The 16,199-nt window shown below is 39.7% G+C and carries 14 protein-coding genes and 1 pseudogene; 4 read left to right on the top strand and 11 right to left on the bottom strand.

What is annotated here, in order from left to right; translation table 11 throughout:
- Positions 1–50 precede the first annotated feature (50 nt).
- Positions 51–1,094, bottom strand: coding sequence for a histidine kinase (locus tag IPK31_10665; protein MBK8088360.1), 1,044 nt, complete (start codon positions 1,092–1,094; stop codon positions 51–53).
- A 215-nt stretch (positions 1,095–1,309) separates the two neighbouring features.
- On the opposite strand from IPK31_10665, the gene IPK31_10660 reads away from it, so the two are divergent.
- Complete coding sequence (locus IPK31_10660; protein ID MBK8088359.1) at positions 1,310–3,202, top strand: 1-deoxy-D-xylulose-5-phosphate synthase; 1,893 nt, start codon at positions 1,310–1,312, stop codon at positions 3,200–3,202.
- A 101-nt stretch (positions 3,203–3,303) separates the two neighbouring features.
- Here the strand turns inward: IPK31_10660 and IPK31_10655 are convergent, their stop codons facing one another.
- The 5 genes from IPK31_10655 to IPK31_10635 form a co-directional block, all read right to left on the bottom strand.
- Positions 3,304–4,281 (bottom strand): serine hydrolase, encoded by a 978-nt coding sequence (locus IPK31_10655; protein MBK8088358.1) that lies wholly within the window; start codon positions 4,279–4,281, stop codon positions 3,304–3,306.
- Positions 4,282–4,613: 332 nt separating this feature from the next.
- Positions 4,614–5,417, bottom strand: a complete 804-nt coding sequence (locus tag IPK31_10650) for a segregation/condensation protein A (GenBank protein MBK8088357.1) — start codon at positions 5,415–5,417, stop codon at positions 4,614–4,616.
- A 75-nt stretch (positions 5,418–5,492) separates the two neighbouring features.
- Positions 5,493–6,422, bottom strand: coding sequence for a DUF3078 domain-containing protein (locus IPK31_10645; GenBank protein MBK8088356.1), 930 nt, complete (start codon positions 6,420–6,422; stop codon positions 5,493–5,495).
- Between the two features lie 112 nt (positions 6,423–6,534).
- On the bottom strand, positions 6,535–6,903 hold the full coding sequence (gene mscL / locus IPK31_10640) for a large conductance mechanosensitive channel protein MscL (protein ID MBK8088355.1): 369 nt from the start codon (positions 6,901–6,903) through the stop codon (positions 6,535–6,537).
- A 104-nt stretch (positions 6,904–7,007) separates the two neighbouring features.
- Complete coding sequence (locus tag IPK31_10635) at positions 7,008–7,754, bottom strand: polyphosphate kinase (protein ID MBK8088354.1); 747 nt, start codon at positions 7,752–7,754, stop codon at positions 7,008–7,010.
- Between the two features lie 71 nt (positions 7,755–7,825).
- Between IPK31_10635 and IPK31_10630 the strand changes: the two genes are divergently transcribed.
- Positions 7,826–8,695, top strand: a complete 870-nt coding sequence (locus IPK31_10630; GenBank protein ID MBK8088353.1) for a DMT family transporter — start codon at positions 7,826–7,828, stop codon at positions 8,693–8,695.
- Between the two features lie 47 nt (positions 8,696–8,742).
- Here the strand turns inward: IPK31_10630 and frr are convergent.
- The 4 genes and pseudogenes from frr to IPK31_10610 form a co-directional block, all read right to left on the bottom strand.
- Positions 8,743–9,304 (bottom strand): annotated as a pseudogene (frr, locus tag IPK31_10625) (ribosome recycling factor).
- Between the two features lie 79 nt (positions 9,305–9,383).
- The gene (locus IPK31_10620) at positions 9,384–10,529 is read right to left on the bottom strand and encodes an undecaprenyl/decaprenyl-phosphate alpha-N-acetylglucosaminyl 1-phosphate transferase (GenBank protein ID MBK8088352.1); all 1,146 of its coding nucleotides are present in this window, start codon (positions 10,527–10,529) and stop codon (positions 9,384–9,386) included.
- 400 nt (positions 10,530–10,929) lie between these two features.
- The gene (locus tag IPK31_10615) at positions 10,930–12,150 is read right to left on the bottom strand and encodes an ABC transporter permease (protein MBK8088351.1); all 1,221 of its coding nucleotides are present in this window, start codon (positions 12,148–12,150) and stop codon (positions 10,930–10,932) included.
- 81 nt (positions 12,151–12,231) lie between these two features.
- Positions 12,232–12,600: a ribosome-binding factor A gene (locus tag IPK31_10610; protein MBK8088350.1), complete on the bottom strand. Its 369-nt coding sequence runs from the start codon at positions 12,598–12,600 to the stop codon at positions 12,232–12,234.
- 51 nt (positions 12,601–12,651) lie between these two features.
- Here IPK31_10610 and IPK31_10605 point away from each other — a divergent pair, with 51 nt between their 5' ends.
- Entirely contained in the window at positions 12,652–14,475 is a 1,824-nt protein-coding gene (locus IPK31_10605) for an ABC transporter ATP-binding protein (protein MBK8088349.1), read from the top strand.
- 190 nt (positions 14,476–14,665) lie between these two features.
- On the top strand, positions 14,666–15,091 hold the full coding sequence (locus tag IPK31_10600) for an RNA-binding protein (protein ID MBK8088348.1): 426 nt from the start codon (positions 14,666–14,668) through the stop codon (positions 15,089–15,091).
- A 72-nt stretch (positions 15,092–15,163) separates the two neighbouring features.
- Here the strand turns inward: IPK31_10600 and IPK31_10595 are convergent, their stop codons facing one another.
- The gene (locus IPK31_10595; protein MBK8088347.1) at positions 15,164–16,123 is read right to left on the bottom strand and encodes a hypothetical protein; all 960 of its coding nucleotides are present in this window, start codon (positions 16,121–16,123) and stop codon (positions 15,164–15,166) included.
- Positions 16,124–16,199: the final 76 nt, after the last annotated feature.

Raw genomic sequence — 16,199 nt, 5'->3', positions numbered from 1 at the left:
CGCACAGGTTGCTTCTTTCCTCTTACTTCATACATCTTACCTCCCTTCTCCTACACTTCCACCGGCATCTTTACTTTGGCTTCCACTTCATTGCCATTTACATCTGCAAGAGAAAAATCTGCTGCATCGCCAAACATCAGTTTCAACCTGCTTTGCGTGCTGGAAATTCCAAAACCATCCAGGTTAAAATTACCGTTTAAATGTCCCGTATTCCTGATCACCAGCACATGATGATCACCCACAAACTTTGAACTGATTTTAATTACACCACCTGCAATATTTTTACTGATGCCATGTTTAATTGCATTCTCCACCAGGGTTTGCAGCATCATGGGCGGTACCGGCTGATCGAGTGTATCTTCATCAATATCAAAATTTACTCTCAGTCTTTCTTCAAAACGCATCTGTTCCAGAGCAAGATAATCTTTTACAATGCCGAGTTCTTTTTCAAACGGAACGGTTTCCTGTTTCTCTGCCTGCATACTGCTGCGCAGAATATTACTTAATTCGGTAATAGCTGTTCTTGCACGGGTTGGGTTTTCATCAACCAATGCACGGATGCCATTCAGTGAATTAAAAATAAAATGAGGATTGATATGCGCTTTAATTGTTTTCAGTTCCAGTTCTTTTACCACACTCTGCATCTGTAGTGCATCCAGTTGCTGTTTACGTACACGCTCCACATAATGATAAATAAAATAGATCAGGTTCCAAACCAGTAAGGTTACAAATGCATTCAGGGTAGAACCGACCAGCAGGCGTGAAAAGCTGTACACTTTCTGTTCGGCAGTAAATAGTCCAAACACATTAAACAACGACAGGGATGTTAATGAATACAGGAATGAAAAGCCGATAGTAATGCCAAAAAAGAAAAAGATTTGTCTGTCGAAGGTTTTTTGCAGCACGTTCATCTTCAGTAGTGCCCAGCGCATGAAGTGTGTAATGATCAATCCCAGTACAACAATAATGATAGAACGGATAATAAACGAAGAGGTAATATCACGGTTAAAGGTCCAGGCAAAGAAAAAATTCATCAGTGCATTGCCCCCCCATCCGGTGATCTGGCACCACCAGTAAGCCGATATCTTATTCAATCTTCTTTGCATAATAGTGGTCAAATTTACCTGTAATCAGCCCCCTGCCTCCCTTCAAAGTTACAAAGGGCAAATAGGTTGGGTAAATGGTTGAATTTTACCTTCCTTTAATTTTCAGGAAATGCAACCATCCGGGCATTTCTTTGTTAAAATGAGTCCTTTTACAACCATTGTTCGTAAGTTATATAACTTTACAGAATCCGAATGAAGAAATTATGGAAATAAAACCTGGTCTGCTGCTCAGTAAAATCGATTCTCCGGCTGATTTGAAGAAACTTCCGATGGATCAGTTACCTCAATTATGTGATGAACTGCGGCAGTTTATTATTGATGTAGTGAGCGTTCATGGCGGTCATTTTGGCGCCAGTTTGGGTGTGGTTGAGCTTTCAGCCGCATTGCATTATGTGTACGATACTCCTTACGATCAGCTGGTATGGGATGTGGGTCACCAGGCCTACGGACATAAAATCCTTACCGGTCGCAGAGATAACTTTCATACCAACCGTAAATACAAAGGGCTCAGTGGTTTTCCAAAACGCAGCGAAAGTGAATATGATACATTTGGCGTAGGTCATTCTTCTACTTCTATTTCAGCTGCACTGGGCATGGCAATGGCCGCTAAAATGAAAGGTGAAAACAGAAAATCCATTGCAGTGATTGGCGATGGGGCTATGACGGCCGGGCTTGCTTTTGAAGCCATGAACCACGCAGGTGTGGCCGACAGTGATGTGCTGATTATCTTAAATGACAACTGCATGAGCATTGACCCCAATGTTGGTGCATTGAAAGAATACCTCACAGATATTACCACTTCGCCTACTTATAACCGTATTAAAGATGATGTGTGGAAGGCTTTAGGCAAACTCCCCGTTGGCACAACGTTTACCCGTGATATGGCGGGCAAGCTGGAACAAAGTATTAAAGGTTTTGTAAATAAAAGCAGTAACCTGTTTGAGTCTTTACAGCTTCGTTATTTCGGACCGATTGACGGACACAATATTACCAAGCTGGTGGATACATTAAGAGATCTGAAAAATATTCCCGGTCCAAAGCTGCTGCATATTGTTACAGTAAAAGGAAAGGGATATGAACTGGCAGAAAAAGATCAAACCAAATGGCATGCGCCTGGTTTATTTGATAAAGTAACCGGTGAAATTCACAAGAAAAAATTTGACACTCCGCAGCCACCAAAATATCAGGATGTATTTGGATTGACCATGATTGAGCTGGCAGAAAAAAATGAAAAGATAGTTGGTGTAACTCCTGCCATGCCAAGCGGCTCTTCTTTAAAATTCATGATGGACAAAATGCCGCACCGTGCTTTTGATGTGGGTATTTGTGAGCAGCATGCCGTTACTCTCAGCGCCGGTATGGCAACACAGGGCATGAAAGTGTTCTGCAATATTTATTCTTCTTTCATGCAGAGAGCTTACGATATGGTGGTGCATGATGTAGCCACACAAAAACTTCCTGTAGTTTTCTGTTTAGACAGAGCCGGGCTTGTTGGCGAAGATGGCCCAACGCATCACGGCTGTTATGATATTGCGTATATGCGCTGCATTCCCAATATGATTGTAGCTGCACCCATGAATGAAGCAGAGCTGAGGAATATGATGTACACAGCACAACTTGATTCACATCAATTACCCATTACTATTCGATACCCAAGAGGTGAAGGAGTAATGCCGGAGTGGAGAAATGAAATGAAGGAAATGGAAATAGGCAAAGGCCGTAAGTTGAAAGATGGCGAAGGCATTGCCATTTTATCCTTTGGTCATCCGGGAAATTTTGCAGCAAGTGCAATCCGTGAACTGAAGAATGATGGCATCAATCCTGCACATTACGATATGCGTTTTGCAAAACCGTTGGACGAAGCAATGCTGCATGAAGTATTCAGCAAGTTTGCAAAAATTGTAACCATTGAAGATGGAACAGTAAAAGGCGGCTTCGGCAGTGCTGTATTAGAATTTATTGCTGAACACAATTACAAAGCTGAAGTAAAAATCATGGGCATTCCAGATACACTGGTTGAACATGGCACACCCAAACAATTGTATGAAGAAATTGGTATTGACGCTAACGGTATTGCAAAAACGGTGAGAGAGTGATGAATGTAAGGATGACAGTAAAAATCTGATCATTTTACAATTATTTATAAAAAAAATCCCGAACCGGTTGGTTCGGGATTTTTTTTATAGCTGTGTGACCGTTACTGGATCACGGCGTTTATTTTTTCCCACAGTGCAGTGTCAAACCCCGACACTGCAAAATTCGGATTGGCAGGATCGGATGCATTACCCATTCGGATGATTACCATTTTTTTGGAAGGAATCACATAAATCCGTTGATCCTCGGCACCCATTGCTGCATACATATCGGCCGGAGCATTTGGTACCAATGAGCCGTTGTAAACGGTTTGTGAACCCGGCACCATAAAGCTGCTTTTCCCATTGAGCCACCATAGATACCCATAGGAAGGATTGATATTTTGCGAAGGATTGATGCTCAGTTGAAAGAAGGATTCGTTTACAATTTGTTCCGTTCCCCACTTGCCTTTGTTAAAGGCAAGCAACCCAAAGCGGGCCATGCTGCGTGTATTGCTGTGATACACTTTAAAAATAATCCCGTTGTTCCAGAAGCCGTCCATGCCGATTTTGTTTTTTAGTTTGGCCGCAAAGTAGTTATCGTAGGTTTGTCCGCTTGCTGCTGCCACCACATCCATTAATTTTTGAAACACGTTGTGGTACGACCATCTTGTTCCGGCATCAGCCATATAAGTAAGGTTCGGTGTGATCACCAGTTCGCTGGAATCATTAATGCCCGATGTCATGGTGAGTAAATGCTTCGGTGTAATCAGGAGTTCCTTTGCCAGCGGTTCACTTGTCCACCCATTCCCCAAATATTGAGACACCCTTGTATCGATATTGAGCAAATTTTCCTGTTGTGCAATGCCTGTAGTGGCTGTCACCAAAGTTTTTCCGGCACTGTTCCATTGCCAGGTTGCTGTGGCAGTATGACCATCAAAATATTCCTCGAGCACAATGCGCCCGTTTACGAGGATCATAAACGATTTAGAATTTTTCTGAGCCAGGAAATCTTTCAGTGGCTGTATAGCCGCCTGGTTCCAACCTAAACTTGAAACAGGCTGGGCTTCCCAGGTAGTACCGGTAAGGGGTGGAAAATACATCTCCGCATACGGATTGGGTTGAGGACTTGGGTCGTTTGGCTTTTTACATCCGTAAAATGCCAGTAACAGCAATAGCAGTGTGAGGTTTTTCATGATTCTTGAATATGTGGTTATTTATTTACACAGGTACAGACCAAGGGATAAAGAAAACGTTTAATGGAGGATATTATTTTCTTTTACGGGCGGCAGTGAAGAGCGAAATAAGAATTGATTCATTTGTGTATTCGCAGAACATGGCAGCAACATACGCAATGATACATTTTTCAATATTCTCAACTCATCTGCTGAAAAAGCCCCATTTTTTCAATGAGGCTTTCTGATATTTTAACCGGTTATTTACCTTCTTCAGGACTCTGCGGATAAACAAACGAATCTTCGGCATCTTCTGCTCTGCTTTCATTCCACTCAACAATAAAATTATTCATTCCCTCACCTACCAGTAAGCTCATGTATTGCTGCTGCGAAAGTTCAAGCAATGAAAGGAAAAGAAAAATTGCATGAATTCTGTTTTCACAGATATCAAATAATTTTTCAAAAGGCATGATTTTTTCCTGTTTCACCATATTGAACATATACTCACGGCTTCCTTCCATTGTATAGTTATACTGAACTACTGTATGTACCGGTTTATTGAAACGTTCGTGGTGTTTTTTCATTACACGTTCAAACGTTTTCATCAGCTTGAACATGGTGATGGTTTGTATCTCGGTTCCTTCACCTGTTTCTTCACCAATCGAAGAAAGTTCGCTGGCAATATTTCCACGCTTCAGCATCAGCATTCGCAACCCTTCCATTTCAGCCATTTGCAGGCTTGCTTCTTTGAACCGTTTGTATTCAAGAATTTTATCTACCAGTTCCTGGCGTGGGTCAATTTCATTTCCCTGGTCATCAATTTCTTTTCTTGGCAGCAGCATTTTTGCCTTAATGCGCATAAGTGTTGAAATAAACAAAATAAACTCACTGCTGAGTTCTATGTTCAGCTGTTCACTCTTATGAATAAAGGCAAGAAAATCTTTGATGATATTCGTGATAGGGATATTATAAATATCCAGTTCATCTCTTTCAATAAAAAAAAGCAGCAGGTCGAAAGGACCTTCAAACTGCGGCAATTTTATCTGGTATGATTCTGTTTGCAAAGCGATTTATTTTTAAACGAACAAGTCCCGGAAAATTAACTTCCGGGACTTGCAAATGTAGGGAAGTAAACCGTACTAAAAAGTTGCCGTAAAGCCTACTCCCAATAAAGATTTGAGCTGAGTGCCCATCAGCCCCCCGGTTTTTACATTTTTTACGTCATGATCATAAATCAGATCAAAACCGTAGGTAATTCCGATGTATTTATTCACTTTCATTCCAATCACGTTTGTCCAGAAAACGTCTACGTTCTGCGGATTATTCCGGTAATTACTGAACAGATCAAGCCTGCTCACCAGGTTGATGTTCTTTGCCAGATCCTTTTTAAGATTGGCTGTTAAAAAAGCACCGATTTCATTTACACTGGATTTATTGAGCGGAATATTGTACAGCGGCCTCAGAGTGGCGTTGGCATCATTTACAATAATCCACCTTGCTGTAACAGGTGAAACAAACACATCAAATGTTGTATTTGGTTTAAACAATAAACCGGGAGATAACAACAAATATGCAGGAGCAAAGAATCCGGAGTTTTGTGTTTTACCTGGAGTTGTTGAATAATCAAATCCATCAGTAAATTGCGTACGCAGATTCCCCAATGCAGAAACGTACCACTTTGGGTTCTTTAGCTGATAGCCATAGCGTGTAAGCAGATCAATACGGTCATCATTTTTTCTTGTTCCTATACTCGTTGCATTCACAATCCCATACTGCATATTGAGGGTATTATCCCATGAATTCTTCCCCTTTTTATAATAAGCAAATGTATTCGCCAGAGCATTAATGGAAAACGATGCTTTTTCTGCCCCCGCCGCCCAGTTACGACTGGCTCCCTGGCTGAGGTTAAGGTTAAACACACCACCTTTTGTCCAGCCTTCTTTTTGCTTTTCATCTTTTTTAATTTCCCGCTTGGCTTCGTTTTTTAATTTTTGTACCTGCTGATCCTGGGCATACAAACCGGCAGCAGCAACGGTGATGATTGCTGTAAGAAAGATTTTTTTAATCATAAGAGTTATTTTAATTCTCAATGACGGCAAATAAAATGCCATCGTTGCAGAGGTAAGAATATAAAATGCGGCAATGAACATTGTTCATGCCGCATTTCGTAAAAGAATCGTTTTATTTTTTCAGTGCATCCCGAATTTCACGCAGCAGAACAATATCTTCCGGCGTTGCAGCAGGTGCTTCTTCTTTCTTTTTACTGGCAGCATTCATTCCTTTAATAATCAGGAATAATACAAAGGCTATTACAATAAATGAAATGATGGCTGAAATGAACTTACCTAACAGCATGCCTCCCGGTGCCCATGTTTCAATGTTTGCGGCTCCGGCGGCTTCCAATACAGGTTTCAGTAATAACGGGGTGATAATGTCTTCAATTAAAGAGTTAACAATTTTTCCAAAAGCACCGCCAATGATAACAGCTATGGCCAGGTCGACCACATTGCCTTTCATTGCAAAGTCTTTGAATTCTTTAAGCATTCCCATAATAGTTGATTTTATTGATTAAAAATTGGAGACTGGTAAGCAGATGAGAAGGTTGCATGTTAGCTGTACTGCAAATCTGAAAAAATATTATTCAAATTCAAAGTTTATTTTTTCAACCCCGGATACTGCATCTTCAGCTTCTTAAGCGTATCATACACTGTTGTGGCAATTACATGTTCTTTATACCAGTTCTGATCGCTTGGAACAATATGCCATGGCACTTTATTACAGGTGTTAAAGCATTCCTGGTAGTATCCCATGTACTTCTTCCACAGTTTTGCTTCATCAAAATCTTTTTCATTGTATTTCCACATTTTTTTAGGATCATGTGTACGTTCTTTCAAACGCTCCTGTTGTTCTTCAGGTGAAATGTGCAGGTAAAATTTAAGTATCTGTGTGCTGTTATGATTTACAAGTAATTCCTCAAAATCGTTAATGGCCTTCATCCTTTGCACTGCAGTTTCATCATCGCACCAGCCATGCACCCTGGTAATCAGTATATCTTCATAATGGCTTCGGTTGAAAATTTTGATCATTCCTTTTGCAGGAGCATTTTCATGCACACGCCATAAAAAATCATGCGACAGTTCTTCTGCAGTTGGAGCTTTATAGGATTTTACACCAACTCCCAATGGATTGAGGGAGCCAAATACATTACGCAGTGCACCATCCTTTCCACTTGCATCCATACCCTGAATAATAACTAACAGAGCATGTTTATTTTCAGCAATCAGCAGGTTCTGTAACTCATCCAGCTCAATCAGAATCTTTTCGGTTTTGGTTTTTATTTTTTCTTTGTCCTGACCCTTTGGTGCCCGGGTACTGATAGTGGATAATTTTACTGGTGCCATAAAATAATTTTTACGAAAATAAACATGTTGCATCTATTCCGTCAATTTCATTCATATTTGCCACTTATTTTATGAACTCAAAACTGTATAACTGGCTCCTGTTTCTTATTCTTTGCTTTATCTGGGGCAGCTCTTTTATCTTAATGAAAGAGGGGCTGAAAGAGTTAACAGCTTATGAAGTAGCTGCCATGCGTATGCTGAGTGCGGGAGTGATCCTGCTTCCATTTGCACTAAAGGGTTTTCGTGCAATTCAGCGGAAAGACCTGGTCACCATTATTATAACAGGATTACTGGGCAGCTTTATTCCTGCCATTCTTTTTTGTGTTGCTGAAACGAAAATTGACAGTGCGCTCGCAGGCATGCTGAATGCATTAACTCCTTTATTCGTTATTACAGTTGGAGCATTGTTTTTTAAATCGGCTGTTCAATGGAAAAAATTACTGGGTGTACTGGTAGGGTTTTCAGGTATGCTGTTATTGTTTTTTTCAAAAGAAGGAAGCACCAGCCCAGGTAATTTGCTGTATGCTTCCCTTATTTTAGTTGCCACCTTTTGCTATGGTTTAAATGTAAATATTATCAGTCACCGGTTGAAACATGTGGGTTCTTTAAACATAGCAGCGGTTGCCTTTGTTTCACTGATTATACCTTCCTTACTCATTCTCATTTTATCCGGGTATTTCAATCATTCGTTTTCTGATCTTTCATTTATTAAAGCAAGCAGTGCCTCTGCAGTACTTGGTATTTTTGGAACAGCCGTTGCCTCTATTCTCTTTTATATGCTGATGAAAAGAGCAGGACCGTTATTTTCATCCATGGTTACTTACGGAATTCCTTTTGTTGCTGTTGCATGGGGATTGTACGCCGGAGAAACGATTACTTTTTTTCAAATGGCTGGCCTTTTGATTATTCTCCTGGGAGTTTACTTAGCTAACAGGCACTAAAAAAAGGGACCTATTGCTGCATCCCTTTTTGTTCAGTTTTCTATTTATCAGACAGACATGATCTCTTTGTCTTTTGCTTCCAGATGTTTATCAATCTGTTGAGAATAACGATCTGTCAGTACCTGGATATCTTTCTCAGCATCTTTTGCAGCATCTTCGCTCAATCCTTCTTTCTGTAATTTTTTGATACTTTCAATTGCATCTCTGCGGATATTGCGGACAGCCACTTTTGTAAGTTCACCTTCTCCGTTTACACGTTTTACCAGTTCCTTTCTTCTCCTCTGTTAGTGGAGGAAGAAATAGACGGATGATGTTGCCATCATTTTGCGGAGTTAATCCAATGTTTGAATTAATAATAGAACGCTCAATTGGTTGCAGCATGTTTTTTTCCCATGGCTGAATAGTGATGGTTCTGGCATCAACTACACTGATATTGCCAACCTGGCCAATAGCTGTGGGCGTACCATAATAGTCGACAACAATTCCATCAAGCATATTTGGATTGGCCCTTCCTGCACGGATTTTAACTAAACCAATCTCCAGGTGCTGAATGGCTTTTTTCATGTGCTCTTCAGCATCGTCCATAATTAACGAAAGCTCTTCTGACATACAATTAATAATTAATTAGCTGCAAACCTAATAAAATAGTTTGTTCAACTGTCAAACCAATAAAAAAATGAGAAGCAGATTATTTTGCCATTTCTTCAGGCTCGTGAACAGCTGAGCCTTTTTTCAGGGGAATAATCTTGGTTTCGCTCACAGTCTTCACTTTTGATTCAAATGACAGCGGGAACAACTTTCTGCGCTTGTTCCGGTTTGAATAAATTAGTAAGCTGATGACTGAAAAACCAACACTGATCAACCCCAGCAATAAAAAAGTGATATTGATGTTGCGGCCCATGAAAGTAGCTGCTGCAATGAGAATATTAAATGTTACTGCTAAAAATGTAACCATATTGTGGTTGCAGCCTTTTTCAAGAAGCAAATGGTGTACATGATTACGATCAGGGCTGAAAGGCGAGCGTCTTGACAGGATGCGGAATGCAAATACTCTCAAGGTATCAAACAGGGGAACAAATAAAATAGCAAATCCAATTGCAGGTGCCGCAGGTAAATAAATGGTTGCTGTTGGTACGGTTGCTACCTGTATAAATTTAATGACCAGTATAGAATTTACAATACCTAACAGTAGGGAACCGGTATCGCCCATAAAAATCTTTGCCGGCGAAATATTGAAGATTAAAAATGCACCCATACTGCCTGCCATGCAAAAAGCCATTACAGAATAAACCGGCTGCTGTGCCAGTAAGAAATAAGTTCCAAATGCCAGTGTGGTAAACAAGCCCAATGATCCTGCCAGGCCATCCACACCATCAATAAGATTGAAGGAATTGGTAATTACTACAATTGTGAGGTAAGTAAACACTAAACTGATCAGCATCGGCATTTTTTCCATGCCCATGAAACCAAACATTCCGTCGATGAGTATTCCTCCTTTATAAACGATAATAAAAGCAGCTAAAAGCTGACCCAGAAACTTTTTTAAAGGAGTTAAAACTATAATATCATCTTTCAATCCAAGGAAAAAAATCAATAAAAAAGCAACGGCATAATATTGCAGCTCAGGATATCCAATTGGAGCTGAAATAAGAAAGGCCATGATAAATCCTGCAAAAATTCCAATCCCTCCTAAAGGAGAAACCGGGTTTGCATGTACTTTCCGGTCATCGGGGAGATCAAACAAATGCTTCATTTCCGCTACCCTGATGATAATGGGTATAGCAGAAAAAGTAATTAAGAAGGCAATTACTGAGCCGATAAGAAGGTGATCCATGCAGTTGTTCTTTTCAAGTATGATGCAAAGCTAAACATATAGCCCGAAAGACAAAATAGTTATTGTTCTTAAACGTGGATAACCCATTTTTATGTCTTTTCGCTATAATTTTCTCTAGTATGATCCCTTAATTGGTGAAAAAGTTTACTAATGATGAAAATATTTTTTCTGTCAGCTTTATCCGCAATTAAAATTTATGGCAGAACTGAAAGAAATAGCTGCACAATAAGAAGAGATATTGTTCGCATGGCACATGGCTGACTGGGCGGCCATTCAGGTGGATGAATGGGTTGTACAGAATACCTTACCGCACTGTATTTCAAGGCAATGAAGCATAATTTGGCAAAAGAAAGCCTATCCTTAATCTGATAAAAAAGGAAATGAGTTTCAGCACTATTAATTACTGGGCTCTTAAGGAAACTTTTTGCCTGGCAGCTTTTACAGACGGAACCCATGATGCAAGCAGTCCGATTACAAATACCGTTGCAATTACCAGTAGCAGGTCTGAAATAAATATTTGTACGGGATAATAATCAATTACAAAAGATCCGTGCAGGGGAATCAACTTAAACGTTACCTGCAGATAACTGAATATTAAAGCCAGTACAATTCCTATTACACTTCCTGTAAATGCGAGCAGGACCCCTTCCGTAAGAAATATTTTTTGGATAAACGATTTGCCTGCACCCATTGCCTGCAGAATTTGTATATCCTGTTCTTTCTCCAGTACAAGCATGGTTAATGCACCAATCATATTAAAGGCAGCAATGATAAGAATAAGTGATAAAATGCCATAGATGGCCCATTTTTCCATCTGCATTACTGCAAACAAGGAACGGTTTTGCTGATAGCGGTTCTCCACCAGGTAATTATCTCCCAGCAATTGCTGAACAGCAGTAATCACTTCTTTTTCTGCTGCAGGTTCTTTTAATTTTATTTCGGCTGAACTGTATTCGTTTGTTTTCAATCCAAGCATTTGCTTTAAAATAGAAAGATTGGTAATAACGTATTTGTTATCAAAATCCTGTTGAATAGAAAATGAACCGGCAGGCTGCAGATTAACGGTGCTGATTGCATCCATTGGATTATCAGAAAATTCAACCCCCTTTTTTGGAAGATAGGCAGTAACAGGAGTTAAGGCCCGGTCGCTTAGCAGACTTAATGCATTTTCGATTCCGCTTCCTAAAACCAGCTTCGGTTGTTCATCTGTTCCGGTTTCAAATTTTCCGTTTAACACCCGTTCAGGAACACCGCTTACTTTACTGTAAAAGTCATCAACTCCTTTGATCACTGCATTTGTTTTGTAATCTCCATTCTGTAAATGAACATTTTCTTCCACCACCATACTTACAGCTTCAATATTATTCAGCAGCCTTATTTTTTGCAGCATGGCTGAATCAAGCAACATTACTTTTTGATGAGCTGATGTAATACGTATATCAGGGTAAAATGAAGAATACAATGTTTTCACCAACCCTTCAAATCCATTGAAAATACTTAATACAACAACCAAAGCAGCGGTGCCGACAGCCATGGCCGTTACCGTAACCCATGCAATAATATTGATGGCATTCGTTGATTTTTTTGACTTGAAATACCGCCAGGCGAAGAGGAAATTCAAAGTTTGTGGTTTGTAATTTATTAGTTGGGGATACTAAAGTGCTTTTTAGTCTGAACTATCGGCTGCCAACTATCGGGCTGTTCATTCATATTCCTTCTTCTCATCCTCAATTTTTTTCAGCAACTCTTCCATTTTAAACACATGATCCAATGTATCATCCAGGAAATATTTTATTTCAGGGATTCTTCTCAGCTGATGTTTGAGTTTGGAAGCCAGTTCCCGCTTAATTTCATGGGCTTTGTCTTCAACTTTCTTTAAAACGGCAGCATTATCCTTTGCCTGGAACACACTTAGGTAGATCCTTGTTTCCAGCAGGTCAGGAGTAACTTTTACAGATGAAATGGACACTAATCCTCCATCCACCATACTCAGTCCCATTTTTCTGAAGATGGAAGTTATTTCTTCATGAATTACCCCGGCTATCTGTTTCTGTCGTTTTCCTTCTAACATATCTGCAACAATTATACGATGTAAAAGTAGTTACTTTGCGGCGTTTATATCATGAAAGAGTTTAAAAGGATTTTTAAATATTTAACGGGTTACAAAGGAAAAATTGGTCTTTACTTCCTTTTTATTGTTTTATCAATTGTTTTTTCGATGGTGTCACTTGCTATGCTGGCGCCATTTCTGCAATTACTCTTTGATAAATCAAATCGTGTTTTAGCTCAGCCTGAATTTATTTTTTCAGCAAAAGGAATTTCCGAATATTTAAAGTACGTCATCAGTAACCTGATAGAAAAAAACGGCACGCAAACAGCACTGGCTTTTATTTGTATCATTATCATCATTTCCATTTTACTAAAAAATACTTTTCTCTATCTGTCTTATCGGGTTCTGTCTCCTATCCGTAATGGTGTAATGACAAGGTTACGTGGCGACCTTTATGATAAAGTTTTAAAATTACCGGTTGGCTTTTTTACAGAACAGCGAAAAGGCGATCTTATTTCCCGCATGAGCAATGATGCGAACGAGGTGGAATGGAGTGTGATGATGGCATTGGAAGCCTTAATAAGAGAACCGCTGACAATAATTTTCTATCTCGTAATGATGGTGCTCATCAGCCCTCAATTGTCATTGTTTTTGCTGGTGTTTCTTCCTTTTACTGCATTCATTATAGGAAGAGTAAGCCGGTCTTTAAAAAAACAATCAACTGAAGCGCAGGAAAAAAATGGATTGGTTTTATCTATACTTGATGAAACACTCAGTGGCATCAGAGTCATTAAAGCATTTACTGCGGAAAAGATTTTAGGACAGCGTTTTCATGAAATGAATGTGAATCTTGGTGAACTCCGTAACCGTATTAATTTCAGAAAAGATATGGCTTCTCCATTATCCGAATTTATGGGTGTAATGGTATTGAGCGGAGTACTTTGGTTTGGCGGCAAATTAGTATTGGGAAATAATGCAGGTGGCCTTACACCTGATGGGTTCATTACTTATATTTTATTTTTCACGCAAACGATCAATCCATTAAAATCGCTTTCTTCAGCATACTATAATACAAGAAGGGGAAGCGCTGCCATTGAGCGTATTGAAGAAATTATTGAAGCCCCCGTAGTAGTAGAAGAAAAAACAAGCCCGGTTCTTATTCCTTCGTTTGAAAAAAGTATTGAGTTTAAAAATGTTTCGTTTGCTTATAACGACACTGTTGTATTGAATAATATTAATCTTATTCTCGAAAAAGGAAAAACAGTTGCGTTGGTAGGTTCAAGCGGATCAGGCAAATCAACACTGGCTGATCTTGTTCCAAGATTTCATGATGTAAGCAGCGGAGAAATTTTAGTGGATGGAATGAATATTAAAGATTATTCTATCAACAGTCTCCGCCAATTAATGGGTATAGTTACACAGGAACCTATCCTCTTCAATGATACCATTGCCAGTAATATTGCGTTGGGAAAACCGGAAGCATCCAAAGAAGAAATTGAATCAGCAGCAAAGATTGCCAACGCACATCATTTCATTACTCAAAAAGATAATGGCTATGATGAAAATATCGGCGACAGGGGAAGTAAGCTGAGTGGTGGTGAACGCCAGCGAGTAACCATTGCAAGAGCCGTACTGAAAAATCCACCCATTCTTATACTTGATGAAGCAACTTCATCCTTGGATACAGAAAGTGAACGCCTTGTACAGGATGCCATCAATCATTTAATGAAAGAACGTACCAGTTTGGTGATTGCACACAGACTTTCAACTGTAAGGCATGCTGATGAAATTCTTGTTTTGCAGAGCGGGGAAATTGTAGAAAGGGGAACCCACGACGAATTGGTTATAAAAAACGGCTTTTATAAGCGTTTGGTAGACATGCAGGAGGTGAAATAACACCCGTTGAAAAATATTTTTTGAAATATGGGCCGGAATACCCGTCTTTCAACAAAATCCCTATCTTTACTATGTTAATGTGAATTAGTTTTTGCATTCTGAGCCTTCAGGTCCTTTTCTTGCTGATGAGTTTCCTACGGTTTTCAGTCGCTTACCTGGTTCATTATTTTTAGTTTTTAATTTTTTTCTTGTGAACATTTACGTAGGAAATCTGTCCTGGTCCATGACGAACGAAGACCTGGCTGCATTATTTGAACAATTTGGTACTGTTGGTTCTGCCAAAATTTTAACCGACAAATTCTCTGGCCGTAGCAAAGGTTTTGCATTCGTAGAAATGGAGAATGCAGAAGAAGCGCAGGCTGCAATTGCACAACTGAACGATACAGATGTTCAGGGACGTAAAATTGTAGTTAACGAAGCTCAGCCTAAGAAAGATGACGGTGGCTTCAAAAAACGCAGCTTCGGCGGCGGTGGAGGCGGTGGCTTCCGCGGCGGCAGTGGCGGTGGCGGCGGCTACAAAGGTGGCAGCGGCGGCGGTGGCGGCTACAAAGGTGGCGGCGGCGGTGGCTACAAAGGTGGCAACGGCGGCGGCGGCGGTTACAACAGAGATTATTAATCAGATCAAATCGTCATAATACTGAAATCCATCCACAGCTTTTTGTTGTGGATGGATTTTTTATTGGGTAAACTAAAACAATTCCGCCATTTCATCGCATTGATCGTAAGCAGCGGCTAAGTACTTATTTCGTTGTACACTTCCCTGCCCGCTGAATCCTGTTGCATCTTTAATTAAGTTTTCCAGCCAGTGCTTTACTTCCTTACATAAAGGGCCATTCTCTTCCTGAATAGTATTGAATGTATTGAAACGGATAAAGGTTGACAGTTCCTCGCCCATTTCAGCTAAATAAGTAATGGTGCCGATAATGTCATAAAAATACCAATCGAAAGACGCATCTCCTTTTGCTATTTTGTTTCGGTTAACCGCATACATTTCTATTTCTGCCAATGCTGAACGCAATTGGTTGCAGATAAGCCTTCCAACTTTTTTATCTGTAATAATTTTTGTTTCTGCTGCATATTTTATCTGATCCAGTGTATTCAGTAAACTTGTCTTGGTCCATACTTCAACACTGGGGATTGTTTGGTATAGCTGATGCAGTCTTGCCGCCGGTTGCAAAATAGAAGGACTCCAGTCATTCACATTAAATTTAAAAGGAGCCTGGTCAATGATCCGCATTTGCCAAAAATGCAGTTTAAAAGCAGTTAACTCCGGATATTGAAACAGGTGAAAGATGGGAACATCATCAGTAGCACAACTTAACTTCCCGTTATTTGAAGCGGCAATGTTGCTGAGGAATTTTTCAAGGCTTCTGATATAATCTTTTACTTCAATTTTACCTGTATGAAATGGTGTGAAATTAATATTGGCACTCGATCTGTTTTCCTTTCCTTCAATAGTGAAACTGACCTGGAATTTATCGCAAAGCAGTTTGATCTGAGGAATGGTCAACAGGCTTTTTGTATTAATTTTTTTATAGGCCTCCCCTTTACTGATGCCCAGTAATTCAACCAATTCATCCGACATTTTTCGGTTTGCTGCTAATTTTTGAGACAGGTGTTTAAAGAAATTAGTTTGAAGCTGCTCCATAATCAGTTGCGTTTAATGATACAATGACTCTAAAATTACCTAAAAGTCGCATTAAAGGCGAATTTACTGCATTGAA

This window comes from Chitinophagaceae bacterium (assembly GCA_016713085.1).
Taxonomy (GTDB): domain Bacteria; phylum Bacteroidota; class Bacteroidia; order Chitinophagales; family Chitinophagaceae; genus Lacibacter.
This window is presented reverse-complemented; position numbering and strand designations above follow the sequence as displayed.

Bases quoted from the DNA above. Each gene is read 5' to 3' on its own strand.
- mscL (MBK8088355.1), bottom strand. From the start codon at position 6,903: ATGGGAATGCTTAAAGAATTCAAAGACTTTGCAATGAAAGGCAATGTG.
- IPK31_10605 (MBK8088349.1), top strand. From the start codon at position 12,652: ATGAAAGAGTTTAAAAGGATTTTTAAATATTTAACGGGTTACAAAGGA.
- IPK31_10645 (MBK8088356.1), bottom strand. From the start codon at position 6,422: ATGATTAAAAAAATCTTTCTTACAGCAATCATCACCGTTGCTGCTGCC.
- IPK31_10620 (MBK8088352.1), bottom strand. From the start codon at position 10,529: ATGGATCACCTTCTTATCGGCTCAGTAATTGCCTTCTTAATTACTTTT.
- IPK31_10635 (MBK8088354.1), bottom strand. From the start codon at position 7,754: ATGGCACCAGTAAAATTATCCACTATCAGTACCCGGGCACCAAAGGGT.
- IPK31_10610 (MBK8088350.1), bottom strand. From the start codon at position 12,600: ATGTTAGAAGGAAAACGACAGAAACAGATAGCCGGGGTAATTCATGAA.
- IPK31_10660 (MBK8088359.1), top strand. From the start codon at position 1,310: ATGGAAATAAAACCTGGTCTGCTGCTCAGTAAAATCGATTCTCCGGCT.
- IPK31_10595 (MBK8088347.1), bottom strand. From the start codon at position 16,123: ATGGAGCAGCTTCAAACTAATTTCTTTAAACACCTGTCTCAAAAATTA.
- IPK31_10630 (MBK8088353.1), top strand. From the start codon at position 7,826: ATGAACTCAAAACTGTATAACTGGCTCCTGTTTCTTATTCTTTGCTTT.
- IPK31_10655 (MBK8088358.1), bottom strand. From the start codon at position 4,281: ATGTATTTTCCACCCCTTACCGGTACTACCTGGGAAGCCCAGCCTGTT.